Below are 18,693 nucleotides of genomic sequence, written 5' to 3' on the forward strand. Positions count from 1 at the left end.
CATTGGAACCACCTGATCCCATCCCGAACTCAGCAGTGAAACGATGCATCGCCGATGGTAGTGTGGGGTTTCCCCATGTGAGAGTAGGTCATCGTCAAGATTAAATTCCAAAACCCCTATCTGCGCACGCAGGTAGGGGTTTTGTTTTTCCGGTTCCTGTAGGAGCGAGCTCGCTCGCGAAAAACGCCAGGACACCGCGCGGCCCCAGGCAGCCAGCGTCAGCGTTGACGACCCTCGTCGGCACGCCGCCGGAGCCAGCTCGCTCCTACAGCAAGTCGCCTTCAAAAGCTCAAGCAATCAAGCACAAATTGGCGCAGTTATTTTTGTCCCGGGACACTAGAATAGGTCCAACTTTTTTAGAGTCAGAGCGCTTATGCCGGATTCGGTTGACGCCAAAGAGCTGTCAAAACTACCACTGGAAAATCTGGTTGCCTGCCATGAGTGCGACCTGCTGATGCGTAAACCCGAACTCGCCCATGGCGAAAAAGCCCTGTGCCCGCGCTGTGGCTACGAGCTTTATGCCAATCGCTACAACGTCGTACAGCGCAGTCTCGCCTTGGTCATCTCCGCCCTGGTGCTGTTTATACCGGCGAACTTTTTACCCATCATGCAGCTCAATCTACTCGGGCAATCTTCGCAAGACACTGTCTGGAGCGGTGTTATCGCCCTTTTTGATACAGGCATGCAAAGCGTTTCAGTGGTCGTGTTCCTGTGCAGCATGGGGATCCCGCTGCTCAAGCTGCTGTGTCAATTGGCCGTATTGTTGAGTATCCGTTTCGATGTCGGACGCAGCTACGGCTTGTTGCTCTATCGCATTTATCACCATATACGCGAATGGGGGATGCTCGAGGTCTACTTCATGGGCGTACTCGTGGCGATCGTCAAGCTGGCAGATATGGCAGCCATCACCGTAGGCCTCGGCCTGGCGTGCTTCATTGGATTGTTGCTGATTCAAGTCTGGCTGGAGGTCGTAATGTCGCCTCACCAGATCTGGCAAGCGTTATCAGGAGAGGATGCCCATGCGGGCGATTGATGCAGGCATTCTGATTTGCAAGGAATGTCATGAATTGAACAGGCAGCAAGCTGATAGCGATGAGCAAGTCTGTACACGCTGCGGAGCGCTGGTGCATGCCCGCAGCCCCAATAGCCTGGTGCGCACCTGGGCATTGCTGATTACCGCCGCCATTCTTTACATACCGGCCAATCTGTTGCCGATCATGACTGTGAACTCCTTGGGCAAAGGTGCGCCCAGCACGATCATGGCGGGTGTGATCGAGTTGGTGCACTACGGCATGTTCCCCATTGCGGCCGTGGTGTTTATCGCCAGTATCCTGGTGCCGACCTTCAAGCTGGTAGGCATCGCTCTGCTGCTGTTTTCCGTGCAGCGCCGTCAGCCCCTTTCGGCTCGCCAGCGTATCTGGATGTACCGTTTCATTGAATTCATCGGTCGCTGGTCGATGCTCGATATCTTTGTGATCGCCATCCTCGTGGCGGTCGTGAATTTTGGGCGGCTTGCCAGCATCGAAGCCAATCTTGGCGCCATCGCCTTCGCCACTGTGGTGATTCTGACGATGCTTGCCGCAGTAACTTTCGATCCCCGACTGATTTGGGATAACACGGAGTCGGACGACGACCATGACTGATTTGCCTGTAGCGAAAACCCGACCGGCCTCTAACTGGTCTGCCATTTGGGTGTTGCCCCTGATCGCCTTGATCATTGGCGGCTGGCTCGGCTGGCGTGCCTATAACGAAACCGGCATCGAGATTCAGGTGCGTTTCGAGAGTGGCGAAGGCATTCAGGCCAACAAGACGGAAGTCGTCTACAAGGGCATGTCGGTCGGCAAGGTCAAAAGCCTCAAGCTCGATGACGAGGGCAGTTCCAAAGGTGTGATCGCCAGCATCGAAATGAACAAGGACGTGGAACAATATCTGCGCACCAGCACGCGTTTCTGGCTGGTCAAGCCGAGCGTGACGCTGGCCGGTATCACGGGCCTCGAGACGCTGGTTTCGGGCAACTACGTTGCGATCAGTCCGGGTGAGGGTGAACCGGTTCGCAAGTTCAAGGCCTTGGCCCAGGAACCGCCGCTCTCCGATGCCCAACCCGGTCTGCACCTGACCATCAAGGCAGATCGCCTGGGTTCGTTGAACCGCGGCAGCCCGGTGTTCTACAAACAGATCAAGGTGGGCCAGATCAAGAGCTACGTGCTGTCCGAGGATCAGAGCACCGTCGAGCTCAAGGTCTTCATCGAGCCGACTTACGCCAAGCTGGTACGCAAACACACACGTTTCTGGAACGCCAGCGGCATCAGCATCGATGCCAATCTGTCCGGTGTGAAAGTGCGCAGCGAGTCGTTGGCCAGCATCGTCGCCGGTGGTATTGCATTCGCTACGCCTGAAAACCGCAAGGACAGCCCGCCTACCGACCCAAGCCTGCCGTTCAGACTCTACGAAGACTTCGATGCAGCGGCGGCCGGAATCCGGGTCAAGGTCAAGCTCAGCGACTTCGAAGGCTTGCAGGCCGGTCGTACGCCGGTGATGTACAAAGGCATTCAGGTCGGCAATCTCAAGGCGCTGAAGGTCGACCCTGATCTGTCCAGAGCCACCGCCGAATTGACGATGGATCCGTTGGCCGAAGATTACCTGGTCGAAGGCACCCAATTCTGGGTGGTCAAACCGTCGATTTCCCTGGCGGGGATTACCGGCCTGGAAGCGCTGGTCAAAGGCAACTACATCGCTGTGCGGCCTGGCGACAAGGGGGCGGCGCCACAACGGGAGTTTACGGCACGGGCCAAGGCACCACCGCTGGATCTGCGTGCACCGGGCCTGCACCTGGTGTTGTTCACCGAAAATCTCGGCTCGCTGGAAGTCGGCAGCCCGGTTCTCTACAAACAGGTCAAGGTCGGTTCGGTACAGAGCTATCAGTTCTCGCGCACCAAAAAACAGTTGATCATCGGCGTGCACATCGAGAAGGAATACGAGGATCTGGTCAACGCCTCGACACGCTTCTGGAATGCCAGCGGCATCACGCTCACGGGCGGACTGACCGGTGGGATTCAAGTCAAAAGTGAGTCGCTGCAAAGCTTGATGGCCGGCGGTATTGCGTTTGAAACCCCGGAAGCCAAGGCGCCGCTACGCAAGCGCATCCCACGTTTCCGCTTGTTTGCCAGCCGTGACGACGCCACACAAAAGGGCGAGGTGATCAGCATCAAGGTAGACCGCGCCGATGGTTTGCGTACGGGCACGCCGATTCGCTTCAAGGGCCTGGATGTCGGCAAGATCGAGGACGTTGATCTCAGCGAGGACCTGCAATCGGTGCTGCTGACCGCGCGGATTACCGAAGTGCCGGAACGCATCGCCCGGGTCGGCAGTCAGTTCTGGGTGGTCAAGCCTGAGCTGGGCCTGATCAAGACGTCCAACCTCGAAACCCTGGTGACCGGGCAATACATCGAGGTACAACCGGCAGCGAAAAATCTGGGGCCGCAGAAGAACTTTGTCGCTTTGGTCGCAGCGCCAGAAACCGCCAGGCAGGAAGCGGGATTGAGTCTGGTGCTGAGTGCCGCTCGTCGCGGATCGCTCAAGGCCGGCGTGCCGGTGACGTATCGCGAAATCACCGTGGGCAAGGTGACGGGTTATGAACTGGGCCAGACCGCTGATCGTGTCCTGATCCATATCCTGATCGAGCCGAAGTACGCGCCACTGGTACGCAGCGGCACGCGCTTCTGGAACACCAGCGGTTTCGACTTCGATGTCGGCCTGTTCAAAGGCGCAACGGTGCGCACCGAATCCCTGGAGACGATGATTCAGGGCGGTGTCGCCTTTGCCACGCCAGACGGTGAGCGCATGGGCGGCCCGGCGCAACCGGCGCAGACGTTCGCACTGTTCGACAAGTTTGAAGATGAATGGCTGACCTGGGCGCCGAAGATCAGCCTGGGTAAATGACTGGAAATTGATCGGGCGTCTGTAATGACGCCATCGCGAGCAAGCTCGCTCCCACAGGGTTTAGTGGTGTTTGTTTCACCGCAACTTTTGTGGGAGCGAGCTTGCTCGCGATAGGGCTTTAAAACTCGCCAATACAGCTAAAAGATGCGCAATAAAAAGGCCGCGATCCATTTTGGATCGCGGCCTTTTTATTGCCTTCGATTCAAGCCTCAGACCGCATCCAGCTCCGGCTCATCCGCTTGTTCGTTGACCGTCACCTTCACCTGATCGTGACGACGGATGTACTTCCAGTCCGCCTCGTCGATGTAGATGCCGGCCGGGCCGCTGCCGCCCTCCAGGTCGATGGCGACACTGGCGCAGACCTGCGGCTTCACGCTCGCCAGAATCGGCACGAAGCCCAATTGCAGGCTGGTTTCCAGAAGTGCGGCCTGGTTCTTCTCATCGATATCCGCCGCCTCGTCGAGGTAGTACGGCAGGCGCACGCGACCGGCCTGGTCGCGGTCCATCAAGTGCAGCAACAAGTACATGTTGGTCAGCGCCTTGATGGTCATGGTGGTGCCGTTGGAGGCGGCGCCGTCGATGTCGGTGTGGATCACCGGTTGGCCGTTGACCTTGGTGATCTCGAACGCCAGCTCGAACAAGTCCTTGAGGCCGAGCTGGTTGTGGTTCGCGGCCACCAGTCGCGCAAGGTATTCCTTGGCCTCTTCGTTCTTGTTGTCCTGCTCGGCGCTTTGACTGAGGTCGAAGACGGACAGGGTTTCGCCTTCCTCATACTGACCGGCGCTGTGGATGATCTGGTCGATGTGCTTGAGCGCTTCCTTGTTCGGCGCGAGCACGATACGGAAGCTTTGCAGGTTGGAGACCTGGCGTTTGTTGATCTCGCGGTTGAACAGTGCCAGCTGGTGTTCGAGGCTGTCGTAGTCGCTGCGGATGTTGCGCAGGGTCCGGGCGATGTCCGTCACGGCGGCACGACGAGCCTTGCCCAGGGTCAGGGCTTCATCGGTGCGGTGCGCGTAAGCGTTGATCAGCAATGACAGACGACGCTCCATATCGTCTTCGCTGTCGAACTTGGCCACGCCCTTGAGGCGCACCTGAGCGTACAGCGCTTCGATCTGACCATCGGCCCGTAGCAGACCCTGCCAACTGTCCTGATAGTCGTTGAGCAGCGGCAGCAGGTTGTCCATGGAATCGTCGATCGGGTCCATGAACGGTGTGCCGAACGGCAGGTCCGCCGGCAGCAACTGACGGCGGCGCAGGGCGTCGTCGAGGGTGCGTTGCTTGGCTTCCATGTCGCCGATCTGCCGGCCGACCAATTGCAGCTTGGCCGACAGTTGCTGGACGCGCTCAGTGAAGGCGTCGCTGGAACGCTTCAATTCGTCTTGCGCGGCTTCCATCTGCGCCAGCTGTTCCAGTTTGTCGCCTTCTTCGGCGCTCAGGGTTTGCGCGCGGCGGAAATCTTCCAGAGCTTTCTGAGCATCCAGCACTTGCTGGTACAGCGCTTCGGTCTGGGTCTTGCTCGCAGCGCGGTCGGCAGCCACGGCTTGCTGGGTTTTCAGTTGCTTGAGTTCTTTTTCCAGGCGCTCTTTCTGATCGCGCAATGCCGCGCGGTCAGCCAGGGCCTGCAATGCCGGAGGTTCGATGTGCGAGATGTCGATGGACAGCCCCGGCACTTCGAAGCGTTCACCTTTGAAACCGTCGAGGATCAACTCCACGGATTTGACCCACTCGCCGTCGTCGTCGAGGGTGATGCCGTGTTCGCCCAATGGCAGGCTGAACAGTGCGCTGTTGAACAGGCGCATCAGGCGCTCGACGTCTTGCTGCGAGAATTCTTCGCGCAGGCGGGCGTAGCTGTTGTTGTCGGCGTGATCGAGTTGCTGTTTGACCGACTTCAGGCGTTTTTCCAGATCGCGCAGACGCTCTTCGAGGTCTTCGGCGCTGAACTGGCGCGATTGCGCCAACGCACCAGCGAGTTCGTCGTGGGCGTCCTTTGCAGCCAGCAGTTGCTGTTCCAGCACCTTGACGTCATCGATCAGGGCAAAGCGATGCTTGAGCACCGACAATTCGCCGAGCCAGCGCTGGATGCCGGTGATTTCCCGCTCCAGGCGCATCAGTTCCTGAGTGCCGCCGCGCTGGTCGTTTTGCAGGGCGTCCTGCTCGTTGCGGTAGTGCTCGGCCTGAATGGTCAGCTCTTCCTTGCGCGCACTGGCGTAGTCCGACCAGGTGCCCAGCAAGGAGTCGAGCAGGGGCGAGATCCGGTGCAGCTTGCCGCGCAGGATGTCGCGTTGCTTCACGCCGTTGGCCAGGGCTTCGACCAGCGGGCCGGCGGCGACCAGCGAGTTGTAGTCCTGCTCCATGCGGCGTACATCGCGGAACGCTTCTTCGCACGCGGCGATGTAATCGACGCTGCCGGAGCGCAAGCTGTGCTCGAAGGCGTCGAGGAACAGTTGCTTGAGCTTGGCCGCAGTGATTTCACGCATGTGCAGCAGGTTGATGAACAGCGCACGGAAGGTCTTCAGGCTCTGCTCGCTGGTGGAGCGTAGCGGGATCAGCGTCAGGTCCAGCGGAATCGAGGTGTGGCCACCGACCAGCAAACGACGCAGTTCGTCTGGCTTGAGTTCGTAGGCTTTCAGGCCTTCGCGCTCAAGGTTGGTGAACAGTTCTTTCTGGCGCAGGCAAGTGTCGTTTTTCTGATAGTGGGCCAGGTCCAGTTTGCCGGCGTAGGCAAAGAACTGGTGACCGAAACCGCCGCCCGGGCCGCGACCGACTACACCGATCACGTGGGGACCGTGGGGCAGGTTCACTTCTACCAGGATGTAGCTGGTGTCCGAGGCGAAGTAGAAGCGCCGGGATTGCTCCAGGCTGTACTTGCCGAAGCTCATGTCCGACATGCGCGCCAGGATCGGGAACTGCAAGGCATTGATCGAGGCGGATTTGCCGAGGTTGTTGGCGCCGTACACCGACAGCGGCTCTTCCAGCGGGAACAGGCCAAGGCTATAGCCGGCGGTGTTCAAAAGGGCAAAGCGGCGGATGCCGTAACGTTCCTTGCTCATGCGTCGAGCTCCTGTTCTTCGGCGATGGCGCGGGCCAGGGCGTCTTCTTCGCTTTCATCTTCAAATTCTGCGAGGTCGAGCGGGTCATCGGTCTGCAGCAGTTTTTCGTCGCTGTCGTCGTCGATCAGCACCGGCACCGGCAACGGCAGGACGCTGTGCAGGCTGGCGGCCAGATCGCGGTCCTGCTGCACCGACAGGCACACATCGAGGAAGCGGTGCATCGGCGGCAGGAAACGGTAGATGCCGTTTTCTTCGCTGGCGAAGCCGAGTTGGGTCATGCGGCGCATGATCTTTTCTTCCAGTTCGTCCTGGGTCTGCACTTCGGCCTGGATGAACAGGTCGCGGTACTTTTCCAGCAACGACGGCAGCTCATCGCGACCGAGGCTGCCACCGTCGAGCACGGCGATCGGGTCGCGGCCCTGGTCGGCCAGGTGCTCGACGAGGATGAAGGTGAACAGCGCCAGACGCTGGGCAGTCTTGTTCACCGCCGCCGCCGCGAGGTCCGGCACGAAGTAGTAGAAACCGCGGGTGTCGCAGACCAGCTCAAAGCCCAGGGCCTTGAACAGCGTGCGGTATTGGTCCTGAAAGTTCGATAACTGTGCGTACAGCTCCGGATCTCGGCGGCTGACGTGGTAACCCTTGAACAGCTCGCGAAAGATCGGTGCCAGATGGGACAGTTCGGATAGATCAAGATGCATAAGGAGTGCTCGCAGAATCCTCGGCGGCGGTGTCGCTGACCGAGAGCAGGGCGAAGGAGCGCAGGCTGACCTGGTGCTCGTGAGTATGGTATTGGCGACGCTCCAGACGCTCTCGCGTGAAGCGTTTTTCCCGCGACAGACGCGAGAACCAGTACAGCAGTTCGTCGGTGGCGCCGTCCGGTTCCTGCTCCAGCAGCCAGGTCATCAGGTCTGGCATCGGCAGGGCGTCTTCGCAGCGCTCGAGCATTTCCCGAACGGTGCGCGGCGCACGCGGGGCTTCGCCTTTCTGGGTCTTGTGGGCCTTGGGGAAGCGCGCCGGTTTCGGCTCGAAACGCGCCAGGGCGTAAACGTAGGCTTCGACCTGACTGGCGCTGCCGAGGAAGGTACTTTGCGGGCGAGTGAACATCGGCATCGCCGCTTGCGGCACGGCGTCGATGCCTTTGCGGCGGATCATCGACAGGGCCAATGCGGCGCCACGGGTCACTGCGTTGTGCCGGCGCGCTTCTTCACGCAGCGGCAAGAGCAGTTCGCGGGCATGACGCAGGGTCAGTTGAGCGCTGGTCTGCATTTCGAGGATGCGCGCGTGGGTGCGCAGCAGCATGTCGTCGTCGACCAGGTGGCCGAGGCGCTGCTGTTCGCTGAGCATCTTCAGCAAGACGGTTTCGACCTTGCGCACGCCTTGTTCGAAGGCGCCGTCGGCGTTCACCAGATCAATCATCGGCTCGACGTATTCGTCCCAGGTCGCCAGCACTTCAGCGTAACGCTGGCGCAGCGGAATCTGCCGGTCGCTGGTTTTCGCCCGTTCGGCGACTGCCACCAGGGCCTGTTCGTCGTTATCGAGTTTTTTCAGTACGTCACGCACGCGCATGTCGAGCAGACGCAACTGGCGGGCCAGGTCATTGCCATCGCGGATATCGAACGCGTCCTGGATATAACCGGCCAGACGCTCCAGGTGGCGCAGGTAGGCTTCGATCTCCAGGCACAGGCCCAGGCGGTGTTCACGGCGCAGATAGGCGAGGAAGTCGTGAATCTGCGCATTGAGCTCGAAACGGTTCGGGCTTTTGGCCACTGGAACCAGAATATCGAGGCGAATCCACACGTCGAGCAGGCTGGTGATGTCCTGCGGCGTACTGTCGAGTTGCTGGGCGGCCAACTGTGAACGCAATTCGTTGAGGCTCAGTGTGCCTTGGTCGAAGTGCTCGCACAGTGGCTCCAGAAGTGCCCAGTGTTCAGCGAGGGCGCGCAAGACGCGCTTGGGTTCGATCATCGGAATGGCCGGCTGGTTGGCGATTAAAAGCCGCGATTGTACTGCATCGGGGGCAATGCGATTCAATCTCGGGACGGACTGTCGCCTTCTTTTCGGTAAAGTGCATCGATCAACTGCGGGCGATCTTGAGCGAACGGCGGTAGAATCAGCGCACTTTAGTTATCCACAAGTGGCCGACCTTTGCTTATCGAGTCCCGTCGTCGCGCTTATCTGGCTGCCATGCAGGTGGTCAACTGGCTGCCACGCACCGAATTGCCCTTTGCCGCGCCGTCGCGGCCCGAGCTGCTGGAGATCCCCGAGCCGGCGGTGGTCGCGCCTGTCGTGCCCGTTGTTGTGGCTCCGACGCCCATGGCGCCTGTGGTCAAACCGGCCGAGCGGGCGAAGATCGAGGTGCCGCGCCCATCGTTGGCGAGCACGCGCACGGGAGCCAAACCGGTGGAAGAGGCCGAAGAGGCGCCCGTGGTGGTCAAGGCGCCCATCGTGCCGCCGCCGCGTTTCGCCCTGCAATTGCTGCGGGCCGGGCGTTGCCTGCTGTTGGTGGAGTTACCTACGGGCGAATCCTTCCAGACTCGCGATCCTGCCTACCTGCTGCTCAAGGACATGCTGCGTGCCGCCGGTCTGCCGGACAGCCCGCAGATCGTCGGTGAGCCGGTGCGTTGGCCGCTGTTGGTGCGAGGCACGATGGATCAGGGGCCGGAAGCGGCCCGGGACTTCGTGCAAGGTTTTCTCTCGGTGCGCATGGAAGAAACGCCCTGCGCCTGCTTGTGGCTGATCGGCCTGCCTGCGGTGCGGTTTGCCGGCGAGGCGGATGCCGAGGCGTTCAATCGCGAGTTGCAGATCGAAGGCCTGGGCTCGGCCTGGGCGGTGCCGGGCCTGGAATTATTAATGGAAGAGCCACAGCGTAAGGCTGATGTCTGGCAAGCCATGCGCCGGCTGATGGCGCGCTGGAAAGAATCGAATGAGTGACGCTGTATCGTTTCGCCCGATGACCGAGGCGGACCTGGAAACTGTACTGAAAATCGAATACGCGGCCTACAGCCATCCCTGGACCCGCGGGATTTTCCTCGATGGCCTGGGCAAGTATCAGATCTGGCTGATGTTCGAAGGTCAGCAACAGGTGGGCCACGGTGTGGTGCAGATCATCCTCGACGAGGCGCACCTGCTGAACATCACGGTCAAGCCGGAAAACCAGGGCCGCGGCCTGGGGCTGACATTGCTTGAGCATTTGATGTCGATTGCCTACAAGGCCGACGCCCGGGAGTGTTTCCTGGAAGTGCGCGACAGCAATACCGCGGCGTTCAAGTTGTACGAGCGTTATGGTTTCAACGAGATCGGCCGGCGCCGGGATTACTACCCGGCGGTGGGTGGACGCGAAGATGCGGTGGTCATGGCCTGTACTTTGGTGGATTGAGCAGTTTTAAAAGCCGGCTCGCGATGAGCGCCTGACAGACACCGAAGATCAGCGCTTGCCGTCCATCGGATCGCGCCGCGCCAATTCCGCCTCATCCAGGCCATCGCCACCGCCGATATCATCCTCGTCGACGATGCTCAGGTCCCAATCCGCACGGCTATCATTGCCCGCCTCATGGGCATCCCTGGCGCCGTCTTCACGGATCAGGGTTTCCGGGCTCAAGTCATCGTCGGTAGGTTGATGGTTTCCGGTCGAGGCACCGGTCAGGCCCGCTTCACGCACGCGCCGACGAGGCATCAGTTGCCCGCGCTCCCCGTCCGGCAATTCGTCACCGATTCTGGCGCCGGGCTCTTCTTCATCGAAATCCAGCTCACGCACCGAGCCCATGCGGTCTTCGTCGTCATCGATGGGTTCCGGTTGCACCGCATCGTACGGACGCCGTGAATCATTCATGGCAATACCTCATACTGTGAACCTTACTAAGGTGGACCCATCGGGCTCATGAGAATTCCACCGGCATGGAGCGTCGGCTGGCCGTAGCAGGAATCAGGGCATCAGGGGCAACTGTATTATGCGCGTGACCCCGACGGGCTGTCGTCTGTCAAAGCAGCGCATCATTCTCGAGGCTTCATTGCATGAACGAATTACAAGATCTGATTGATAACAACGAGCGTTGGGCCGCTGCGATCAAGGAGCAAGATCCTGACTTCTTCGCCAAGCTGGCTCGCCAACAGACTCCGGAGTTCCTGTGGATCGGTTGTTCCGATGCCCGGGTGCCGGCCAACGAGATCGTCGGCATGCTGCCGGGCGATCTGTTCGTACACCGTAATGTGGCCAACGTGGTGCTGCACACCGACCTCAACTGCCTGTCGGTGATTCAGTACGCGGTCGATGTGCTCAAGGTCAAACACATCCTCGTCACCGGTCATTATGGCTGTGGCGGTGTGCGCGCCTCGATGCAGGATCGTCAGTTCGGCCTGATCGACGGTTGGCTGCGCTCGATTCGCGACCTGTATTACGAAAAGCGCGAAGAACTGGCCAAACTGGCCACCGAAGAAGAACGGGTCGACCGTCTTTGCGAGCTCAACGTTATCCAGCAGGTGGCCAACGTCGGTCACACCAGCATTGTGCAAAACGCCTGGCACCGCGGGCAGAGCCTGTCGATCCACGGCTGCATTTATGGCATCAAGGATGGCCGCTGGAAGAGCCTGAATGCGACCATCAGCGGTTTCGAGCAACTGCCACCGCAGTACCGCCTGCGTCCGTTCGAGCCCTTGTAAAGTCCCTCAGCGCAGACTCTGCCGACGCCACTGTTGCAAAAACGGCTGGCCGTCGGCGTTCGGCGCTTCATCGTAACCGGTGATCCAGCCCCGGCAGTTATACGAACCGCAGTGGCAGGCGAACTGGCGCAGCAGCTTGTCTTCCGTGGCAGCGTAATCCATCGACAGCCAGTCGCCTTTCTGAATGTCCTTCAGCGCCCATAACCACAGCTCACTCATGTCCAGAAACACATTCGGGTCGCAAGAGTGGCGCAGCAGCCCGCAGAAACGCGGGTCATAGACGTGAACATCGGGCGCCAGCTGACGGGTATGTCGGCTGCGATAGGGCAGCAAATGCCCTGATACCCGGCAGATTCGACTGATGCGGGGAAACTCGCGCAGCGCTGCTATGGCCTTCGGCGTGCCTTTGTCATTCGAGAGAATCTCGAAATCGGCCAGGGATGGAAATCCGAGGTGAAGGGGCAACTCGACAAAAGGGTAAACACCCTGCGGTGGTGCGAGAGACTTGCGCAGTGCGTTGGCTTTCATAACGTTCCTTGTCGGCTGGGTGCTGCGACTTCCATCGGCTGACGATCCTGTCAGCGCCGCAGCACATGGGTACGGCCCAAGCCTCTCGCAGATATCGCGGGCAGTCTACTGTCATAACTGACAGGTCGACTGCCATCAATCGGTTTATAGCGGTGGAACGGGCAGGGCAGTGGCCGGCGCTGGCGCCTTGAGCTGTTTGAGCTGCAGCTGGACCGGTGCAGTCGAGCATTTGGCCGCAGCCTGCCCCGGCGTCAGGTTGCGAATCGAGGTGTAGAACAGCGTGCAGGTTTTTTCCTTCTCGGCCACTTGCCAGGTTTGCGTGCAGGTTTTCAGCTCGACATCGGCATTACTGTCCGGTTGGCTGCCCATGACGGCCTGCCAGCACGCGGCGCTCAAATCCTGGCCCATGACTTTCAGGCCCGCCGCATCGGCCTTGGCCTTGGCATCGCTGCCGGAATAGTTCGCCGGATCGGCGGCGTACCAGATGTAGCTCGGGTGGTTGGAACCCAGCACCCGCACGTTCACTCCGTCACTCGGGCTGATCGTTGCCAGGCCCAGCACGTTCACGGTCGCCCCGTATTGTTGTTTGATCCAGTTACGCACCGGCGCGCCGAAGGCGACCATTGGCAATGTTTCACCATTGGCGTGCAGGCTGACGTTCTTGACCATGGTGGTCTGGTAGTCGTTGAAGTAGCTGTAGACGCCCTCCAGGTCCTTGCCGGCGTTGGATGGGGCGGCGATAGGGGCGATGTCGACAATGGTCTGAAAGCCTGGCGTCTGCTCGACCGGGATGCCATTGGCGGTGAGTAGCGTGGCCCAACGATCCGTGGTGGCGGACTTCAGGTAATCCTGGGCCTGGGTCAACGAATAGTCGGGCGGGAAGTGCAGCAGCTCGACACTTTTGCGATTTTCCAGGGCCATGCCCAGCGGCAGGAACAAATACCAGCTGTACGCCCATTTGCCGTCGGCATTCAGTTTGCTGGCGCCGTTATAGGCCAGGTCACCGGCATCGAGTAGCGCTGCCAGAGGTTTTTCATAGCCGTTGGGCACGCCGATGATTTCTGCGTGGAGCTGACCGTTATCGGTTTTGACCAGAACCTTCGCGTCACCGTAGCCATCGCGCTGCACGCTCTGGGTCAGGTAGTGCTCGACGGTTTGCTCAAGCGTCCAGTTGCGAAAGCAGATCACGTTGCAATTGTTGGGGTAGGCGAAGAGGCGGGTAACGCGCTCGGTAGTGCCCAACTTCAAGTTGGCATCGGCGTGGGCGGTGGTGCTCAGGGTGAGGGCTGCGAGAGTGAGTGCCGCGAGTTTGAACATGCTCAGATCCTTTTCAGCGTATAAGTCCGGCAGATACTGAAACAGACAGGGCGGAACAAAAAGGGCCGATATCAATATCGGCCCTTTTTATGGTTACGGCATTACTGGCGGCAAATACGCCAGCGTCGTCCCCAGTGCCCATAACAACACTAGCACCAATGGCGTGTGTACCAACAATTGCACGAACGAAAAGCCGATCAAGTCCCGTGCCTTCAACCCCAGAACGCCCAGCAGCGGCAACATGAAGAACGGGTTGATCAGGTTGGGCAGGGCTTCGGCGGCGTTGTAGATCTGCACCGCCCAGCCCAGATGGTAGTTCAGGTCATTGGCCACTTGCATCACGTACGGCGCTTCGATGATCCACTTGCCGCCGCCGGACGGGATGAAGAAGCCGAGAATCGCCGAATACACGCCCATCAGCAGCGCGTAGGTGTCGTGGGAGGCAATGCTGACGAAAAAGGTCGAGATGTGATGGGCCAGGGTCTGCGCATCGGCGCCCTTTACCGTGGTCATCAGCGCCGCGATCGAACCGTAGAGCGGGAACTGGATCAGCACGCCGGTAGTGGTCGGCACCGCACGGGTCACGGCGTCCAGAAAGCTGCGCGGACGCCAGTGCAGCAGGGCGCCGAGCATGATGAACAGGAAGTTGTAGGTGTTCAGCCCGGAAATCGCGCTGATAGCCGGTTTGGTCGAAAACTCATGGAACAGCCACCCGGCAGCCAGCAACGCCAGCAGAATCGTCAGTAGCGGGCTGTGTTCCAGCCATTCGCCGGGGCGGGTGCGTGGTTGCAGCGGTGGCAGGTTGAAACTCGGATCGACACCGCAGGCCTTGGCATCACGTGCCGAGTTCGGGCCGGGGGCGGTGGCGTAGGCAATGATCAGCGAGATGACGATCAAGGCCAGCAGCATCACGCCGGACTGCCAGAGAAAGATCGTCTGGGTGAATGGAATCATCCCGGTGATCGACAGAATCGACGGCGGCAGGCTCGCCGGGTTGGCCTGCAATTGTGCGGCGGACGACGACAGGCCCAAGGCCCACACAGCGCCAAGCCCCAGATACGCGGCGGCACCGGCGGCGCGATAGTCCATTTTCAGGTCGGTGCGGCGGGCGAGGGCGCGCACCAACAAACCGCCGAACACCAGGGACAATCCCCAGTTCAGCAACGAGGCGACCATCGAGATCAGCGCGACCCAGGCCACGGCGGAGCGGCCGTTTTTCGGGAGTTTTGCCAGTCGGTCGATCAGCTTCACCGCCGGTGGCGAGCTGGCGACCACATAACCGCCGATCACCACGAAGGCCATCTGCATGGTGAAGGGGATCAGGCTCCAGAAGCCATCACCAAAGGCCATGGCGGCGTCGGTGGGTTTGGCACCTATCGCCATGGTGGCCAGGGCCACGATAATCACCGCCAGGGCAGCAAACACCCAGGAGTCGGGAAACCAGCGTTCGGCAAAACTTGAGCAGCGCAGGGCAAAGCGGGCGGAGCGGCTATCTTCGATATCAGCGGCCACGGAGATTACCTCGGATTTTTATGTTTGTTGTGGTCTTCGGGGCAGTAACCGCCCGTCTGGACAGACGTCAACATTAATTCAAGCCGAGGATTTTTGCGGGACTGTTTCGTGGTTATGGGACTTTGGTCTAACGGGTTGTTCGCCGGTGCGTTTGCGTAGACCATGGGCGCCTTGGTTTTTGCCTGTGCCAGAGTTCTTTACATGACTGCCAACACTGATTCGCGCGCGGCGCCGTTCAGCCGCTCGGACTACAAGACCCTGGGGCTTGCCGCCCTCGGCGGGGCGCTGGAAATATACGATTTCATCATCTTCGTGTTTTTCGCCCTGACCCTCAGCCAGCTGTTCTTCCCGCCGGAAATGCCCGAGTGGCTGCGCCTGCTGCAAAGCTTCGGGATCTTCGTCACTGGTTACCTGGCGCGACCATTGGGCGGCATCCTGATGGCGCACTTCGCCGACCGATTGGGGCGCAAGAAAGTCTTCAGCCTGAGCATCCTGATGATGGCGTTGCCCTGTCTGCTGATCGGGATCATGCCGACCTACGCGCAGATCGGTTATCTGGCACCGGTGCTGCTGTTGGCCCTGCGCATTCTCCAGGGGGCGGCAGTGGGCGGCGAAGTGCCGAGTGCCTGGGTATTCGTCGCCGAGCACGCACCCGTTGCCCATCGCGGTTATGCCCTGGGTTTCCTGCAGGCGGGACTGACCTTCGGCTATTTGATTGGCGCATTGACCGCGACCTTCCTGGCGCAGGCATTCACCCCGGGGGAAATCCTCGATTACGCTTGGCGTTACCCGTTTCTGCTCGGCGGCGTGTTTGGGGTGATTGGTGTCTGGCTGCGTCGCTGGCTCAGCGAAACCCCGGTGTTCATGGCCATGCAGGCGCAACGGGAGGCGGCTGGCGAACTGCCGTTGCACACGGTCTTGCGCGAGCATCGCCTGGCCATTTTGCCAGCGATGATTCTCACCTGTGTGCTGACCTCCGCCGTCGTGGTGTTCGTGGTCATCACCCCGACCATGATGCAGAAAACCTTTGGCATGACCGCCAGCCATACCTTCGCCTTGAGCGCGCTGGGCATCGTGTTCTTGAACATCGGTTGCGTGCTCGCCGGGTTGCTGGTCGACCGCATCGGCGCCTGGCGCACGGTGATGCTCTATAGCCTGCTGCTGCCGCTGGGCATCGGCGTGCTGTATGGCTGCCTGATCATGGGCGGCGACTGGATCGGCCTGGCCTACGCCTTGGCGGGGCTGTCCTGCGGGGTGGTCGGTGCGGTGCCATCGGTGATGGTCAGCCTGTTTCCGGCGCGGATTCGCGTCTCGGGCATCTCGTTCACCTACAACATTGCCTACGCTGCATGGGCGAGTGTCACACCGCTGTTGTTGATCGGTCTGATGCCGTGGAGTCCATGGATCTGCGTGATGTTCAGTGCGGTGATGGGCGCGGTGGGCGTGGGCAGTGCGGCTTATTTCGGTGCACGGATGCCGAGAGTCGCAGGCTGTTCCACTGCTGGCGCGCATTGATTGTGCGCGTCGTAACTATTTTTACAGGGCAAGCCTGAAACACGCTTAAGTAAATGTTTCCAAGGCCGATGGTTAGGTTGCGTATCGCTTTCTACCCCTGTCCATCGGTGCATTCCCATGTTCAACAAACGCTTGAAGCAGGAGCTGTCGGCTCTTCGTGAAGAACTCTCCAGCCTCCAGCAAGTGAAGGAAAGTCTGGAAAGCGAGATGCTGGTACTGACTCTCGACAGCGATGGACGGGTTCAGTCGGTCAATCAGAACTTCCTTGGCGAGATGCACTACAAGAGCGGTGACCTGATCGGCCGGCACATCGACGACTTCGTCCCGGACCACGTGAAGTTCGACGAATTCCAGCAGCGTTTCAAGAACGCGCTGACCCGTGGCGAGCACTTCGCCGGCGCAGTGCGCCTGTTGCGCGGTACGGGCCAGGAAGCCTGGTTGCGTTCGATCCTGCAACCGGTGCGCTCGGCCGATGGGCGGATCAAGTATTTTTCGATCTTCTCCAGCGACCTGACCCGCACCATCGAGGCCTCCCGCGAGCACGAGAACCTGATCGGCGCACTGGTACGCTCCACGGCGGTGATCGAATTCGACCTCAACGGCAACGTGCTGACGGCCAACGACCGCTTCCTCAGTGGTATGGGTTACAGCCTGGCGCAGATCAAAGGTAAACATCACCGCACGTTCTGCCTGCCGGAGGAGTACAACAGTGCCGAGTACCAGGGCTTCTGGCGTCGCTTGAACGCGGGCGAGTACGTGGCCGACCGTTTCAAGCGTGTCGATAGCCATGGTCGTACGGTCTGGCTGGAGGCGTCCTACAACCCGGTGGCCGATGCCAGCAACAGGCTCTACAAGGTGGTGAAGTTCGCCACGGTGATTACCGATCTGGTCAATCAGGAACAAGCCGTCGCCGAGGCCGCCAACATTGCCTACAGCACCTCGCAGCAAACCGACCAAAGCGCCCAGCGCGGTAACGCCGTGGTGACCCAGGCCGTGGACGTGATGCGTGACCTGGCCAGACACATGCAAACCGCTGGCGATGGCATCGAAGCCCTGAACGAGCAGTCGCTGGTGATCGGTACCATCGTCAAGACCATCAGCGGCATTGCCGAGCAGACCAACCTGCTGGCGCTCAACGCGGCCATCGAAGCGGCGCGTGCAGGCGAGCAGGGCAGGGGCTTCGCCGTGGTGGCCGATGAAGTCCGGCAACTGGCGTCGCGCACCAGCCAGGCCACCGACGAAATCGTCCTCGTGGTACGGCAGAACCAGGACATGGCGCGCAACGCCGTGGCGCTGATGACCGACGGCAAGCTCCAGGCCGAACAGGGCCTGGCCCTGGCGGCGGAAGCGGGTACGGTGATTGTCGAGATCCAGGACGGCGCGCAGAAAGTGGTCAATGCGGTGGGGCAGTTTGCCAATCAGTTGTCCAACTAGCGTCTGATTGTCAAGAGATCGCAGCGTGCAGCAACATCCGGCAGGGTGTACGCCAATCCAATGCAGGGGCTGCCGCAGGCTGCGATCTTTTCATTTGGGATGTCGCTACAATCGGCTCTTTCCCCCAGGAGCAGATTTCCATGAGCGCCTCCCACCGCCGTCCGGTTCCCTTGTCCAAGGCCTATCGTCTGCTCAATCATGGCCCGACCGTGCTGGTCAGCGCAGCCCACGGTGGCCGGCGCAATATCATGGCGGCAGCCTGGGCCATGCCGCTGGATTTCGAACCGCCGAAAATTGCCGTGGTGCTGGACAAGTCCACCTGGACCCGCCAGTTGCTGGAGGCCTCGGGCACTTTTGTGCTGAACGTTCCGTGCGCTGCCCAGGCCGACATTGTGCAGACCGTCGGTTCGACCTCCGGCCTGGAGTTGACCCAGGGCCAGGGGCGCGACAAGTTTGAAACCTACGATTTGCAGACGTTCACCGGTCAGTCGGTTGATGCGCCGATGCTCGAAGGCTGCGTGGCCTGGCTGGAATGTCGCCTGCTGCCGGAGCCGAACAACCACCAGCAGTACGATCTGTTCCTGGCCGAAGTGATTGCCGCCCAGGCTGACGAGCGCGTGTTCAGCGAAGGCCGCTGGCACTTCGAAGGGCAAGATGCCTTGCGCACCTTGCACCATGTGGCGGGCGGGCACTTCCTGACCATTGGCGAGCCGGTGGACGGCAAGACCTTGCAGGCTTGAGC

15 protein-coding genes, 1 rRNA gene and 2 pseudogenes are annotated in these 18,693 nt (G+C 60.4%); 11 read left to right on the forward strand and 7 right to left on the reverse strand.

Annotated elements, in window-relative coordinates; genetic code table 11:
- The 4 genes from rrf to KGA81_RS23945 form a co-directional block, all read left to right on the forward strand.
- Positions 1 to 100: ribosomal RNA gene (gene rrf, locus KGA81_RS23930) — 5S ribosomal RNA — on the forward strand; the annotation flags it as partial.
- Positions 101 to 373: 273 nt separating this feature from the next.
- Complete coding sequence (locus tag KGA81_RS23935; protein WP_223549106.1) at positions 374 to 1,033, forward strand: paraquat-inducible protein A; 660 nt, start codon at positions 374 to 376, stop codon at positions 1,031 to 1,033.
- Complete coding sequence (locus KGA81_RS23940; RefSeq protein ID WP_223549109.1) at positions 1,020 to 1,643, forward strand: paraquat-inducible protein A; 624 nt, start codon at positions 1,020 to 1,022, stop codon at positions 1,641 to 1,643. Before KGA81_RS23935 ends, KGA81_RS23940 begins: the two co-directional genes overlap by 14 nt.
- A complete protein-coding gene (locus KGA81_RS23945; RefSeq protein ID WP_223549112.1) occupies positions 1,636 to 3,939 on the forward strand; it encodes an intermembrane transport protein PqiB in 2,304 nt (767 codons plus the stop codon). Before KGA81_RS23940 ends, KGA81_RS23945 begins: the two co-directional genes overlap by 8 nt.
- Positions 3,940 to 4,148: 209 nt before the next feature.
- On the opposite strand, the gene mksF is transcribed toward KGA81_RS23945, so the two are convergent.
- The 3 genes from mksF to mksB are packed head-to-tail and all read right to left on the reverse strand — an operon-like array spanning position 4,149 to position 8,954.
- Complete coding sequence (gene mksF, locus KGA81_RS23950; RefSeq protein WP_223549114.1) at positions 4,149 to 6,989, reverse strand: Mks condensin complex protein MksF; 2,841 nt, start codon at positions 6,987 to 6,989, stop codon at positions 4,149 to 4,151.
- Complete coding sequence (mksE, locus tag KGA81_RS23955; protein WP_115948275.1) at positions 6,986 to 7,687, reverse strand: Mks condensin complex protein MksE; 702 nt, start codon at positions 7,685 to 7,687, stop codon at positions 6,986 to 6,988. Before mksE ends, mksF begins: the two co-directional genes overlap by 4 nt.
- Complete coding sequence (mksB, locus tag KGA81_RS23960) at positions 7,677 to 8,954, reverse strand: Mks condensin complex protein MksB (protein ID WP_223549117.1); 1,278 nt, start codon at positions 8,952 to 8,954, stop codon at positions 7,677 to 7,679. Before mksB ends, mksE begins: the two co-directional genes overlap by 11 nt.
- A gap of 219 nt (positions 8,955 to 9,173) precedes the next feature.
- Here mksB and KGA81_RS23965 point away from each other — a divergent pair, with 219 nt between their 5' ends.
- Together KGA81_RS23965 and rimI are read left to right on the forward strand one after the other, a co-directional pair.
- Complete coding sequence (locus KGA81_RS23965) at positions 9,174 to 9,920, forward strand: energy transducer TonB (RefSeq protein WP_223549232.1); 747 nt, start codon at positions 9,174 to 9,176, stop codon at positions 9,918 to 9,920.
- Positions 9,913 to 10,365 (forward strand): ribosomal protein S18-alanine N-acetyltransferase, encoded by a 453-nt coding sequence (rimI, locus tag KGA81_RS23970; RefSeq protein ID WP_007978046.1) that lies wholly within the window; start codon positions 9,913 to 9,915, stop codon positions 10,363 to 10,365. Before KGA81_RS23965 ends, rimI begins: the two co-directional genes overlap by 8 nt.
- Before the next feature lie 48 nt (positions 10,366 to 10,413).
- Here rimI and KGA81_RS23975 read toward each other — a convergent pair whose 3' ends face one another.
- Positions 10,414 to 10,818 (reverse strand): serine kinase/phosphatase, encoded by a 405-nt coding sequence (locus KGA81_RS23975; RefSeq protein WP_223549119.1) that lies wholly within the window; start codon positions 10,816 to 10,818, stop codon positions 10,414 to 10,416.
- A 182-nt stretch (positions 10,819 to 11,000) separates the two neighbouring features.
- On the opposite strand from KGA81_RS23975, the gene can reads away from it, so the two are divergent.
- Positions 11,001 to 11,645, forward strand: coding sequence for a carbonate dehydratase (gene can / locus KGA81_RS23980; RefSeq protein WP_223549122.1), 645 nt, complete (start codon positions 11,001 to 11,003; stop codon positions 11,643 to 11,645).
- Between the two features lie 6 nt (positions 11,646 to 11,651).
- On the opposite strand, the gene KGA81_RS23985 is transcribed toward can, so the two are convergent.
- The 3 genes from KGA81_RS23985 to KGA81_RS23995 all read right to left on the reverse strand — a co-directional run bounded on the left by KGA81_RS23985 (position 11,652) and on the right by KGA81_RS23995 (position 15,002).
- A complete protein-coding gene (locus KGA81_RS23985; RefSeq protein WP_223549125.1) occupies positions 11,652 to 12,173 on the reverse strand; it encodes an SET domain-containing protein-lysine N-methyltransferase in 522 nt (173 codons plus the stop codon).
- 144 nt (positions 12,174 to 12,317) lie between these two features.
- Positions 12,318 to 13,490 carry a hypothetical protein gene (locus KGA81_RS23990; RefSeq protein ID WP_223549127.1) on the reverse strand — a complete coding sequence of 391 codons (1,173 nt, stop codon included), beginning with the start codon at positions 13,488 to 13,490 and terminating at the stop codon, positions 12,318 to 12,320.
- A gap of 93 nt (positions 13,491 to 13,583) precedes the next feature.
- Positions 13,584 to 15,002 (reverse strand): short-chain fatty acid transporter, encoded by a 1,419-nt coding sequence (locus tag KGA81_RS23995; RefSeq protein ID WP_223549129.1) that lies wholly within the window; start codon positions 15,000 to 15,002, stop codon positions 13,584 to 13,586.
- 201 nt (positions 15,003 to 15,203) lie between these two features.
- Here KGA81_RS23995 and KGA81_RS24000 point away from each other — a divergent pair, with 201 nt between their 5' ends.
- From KGA81_RS24000 to KGA81_RS24015, 4 genes and pseudogenes are all read left to right on the forward strand, one after another.
- Positions 15,204 to 16,517, forward strand: coding sequence for an MFS transporter (locus KGA81_RS24000; RefSeq protein WP_223549131.1), 1,314 nt, complete (start codon positions 15,204 to 15,206; stop codon positions 16,515 to 16,517).
- 207 nt (positions 16,518 to 16,724) lie between these two features.
- A pseudogene (locus tag KGA81_RS30295) lies at positions 16,725 to 17,363 on the forward strand (PAS domain-containing protein); the annotation flags it as partial.
- Between the two features lie 150 nt (positions 17,364 to 17,513).
- Positions 17,514 to 17,951 (forward strand): annotated as a pseudogene (locus KGA81_RS30300) (methyl-accepting chemotaxis protein); the annotation flags it as partial.
- A 140-nt stretch (positions 17,952 to 18,091) separates the two neighbouring features.
- On the forward strand, positions 18,092 to 18,691 hold the full coding sequence (locus KGA81_RS24015) for a flavin reductase family protein (RefSeq protein ID WP_223549133.1): 600 nt from the start codon (positions 18,092 to 18,094) through the stop codon (positions 18,689 to 18,691).
- The last annotated feature ends 2 nt before the right edge of the window (positions 18,692 to 18,693 follow it).

It is taken from the genome of Pseudomonas sp. A-B-19, from assembly GCF_019947515.1.
GTDB lineage: Bacteria > Pseudomonadota > Gammaproteobacteria > Pseudomonadales > Pseudomonadaceae > Aquipseudomonas.

Excerpts from the sequence above, each read along its gene's own strand:
- KGA81_RS23935 (WP_223549106.1), top strand. The coding sequence starts at position 374 with ATGCCGGATTCGGTTGACGCCAAAGAGCTGTCAAAACTACCACTGGAA.
- mksF (WP_223549114.1), bottom strand. The coding sequence starts at position 6,989 with ATGAGCAAGGAACGTTACGGCATCCGCCGCTTTGCCCTTTTGAACACC.
- mksE (WP_115948275.1), bottom strand. The coding sequence starts at position 7,687 with ATGCATCTTGATCTATCCGAACTGTCCCATCTGGCACCGATCTTTCGC.
- mksB (WP_223549117.1), bottom strand. The coding sequence starts at position 8,954 with ATGATCGAACCCAAGCGCGTCTTGCGCGCCCTCGCTGAACACTGGGCA.
- can (WP_223549122.1), top strand. The coding sequence starts at position 11,001 with ATGAACGAATTACAAGATCTGATTGATAACAACGAGCGTTGGGCCGCT.
- KGA81_RS23945 (WP_223549112.1), top strand. The coding sequence starts at position 1,636 with ATGACTGATTTGCCTGTAGCGAAAACCCGACCGGCCTCTAACTGGTCT.
- rimI (WP_007978046.1), top strand. The coding sequence starts at position 9,913 with ATGAGTGACGCTGTATCGTTTCGCCCGATGACCGAGGCGGACCTGGAA.
- KGA81_RS23965 (WP_223549232.1), top strand. The coding sequence starts at position 9,174 with ATGCAGGTGGTCAACTGGCTGCCACGCACCGAATTGCCCTTTGCCGCG.
- KGA81_RS23940 (WP_223549109.1), top strand. The coding sequence starts at position 1,020 with ATGCGGGCGATTGATGCAGGCATTCTGATTTGCAAGGAATGTCATGAA.
- KGA81_RS24000 (WP_223549131.1), top strand. The coding sequence starts at position 15,204 with ATGACTGCCAACACTGATTCGCGCGCGGCGCCGTTCAGCCGCTCGGAC.
- KGA81_RS23990 (WP_223549127.1), bottom strand. The coding sequence starts at position 13,490 with ATGTTCAAACTCGCGGCACTCACTCTCGCAGCCCTCACCCTGAGCACC.
- KGA81_RS23985 (WP_223549125.1), bottom strand. The coding sequence starts at position 12,173 with ATGAAAGCCAACGCACTGCGCAAGTCTCTCGCACCACCGCAGGGTGTT.
- KGA81_RS23975 (WP_223549119.1), bottom strand. The coding sequence starts at position 10,818 with ATGAATGATTCACGGCGTCCGTACGATGCGGTGCAACCGGAACCCATC.
- KGA81_RS24015 (WP_223549133.1), top strand. The coding sequence starts at position 18,092 with ATGAGCGCCTCCCACCGCCGTCCGGTTCCCTTGTCCAAGGCCTATCGT.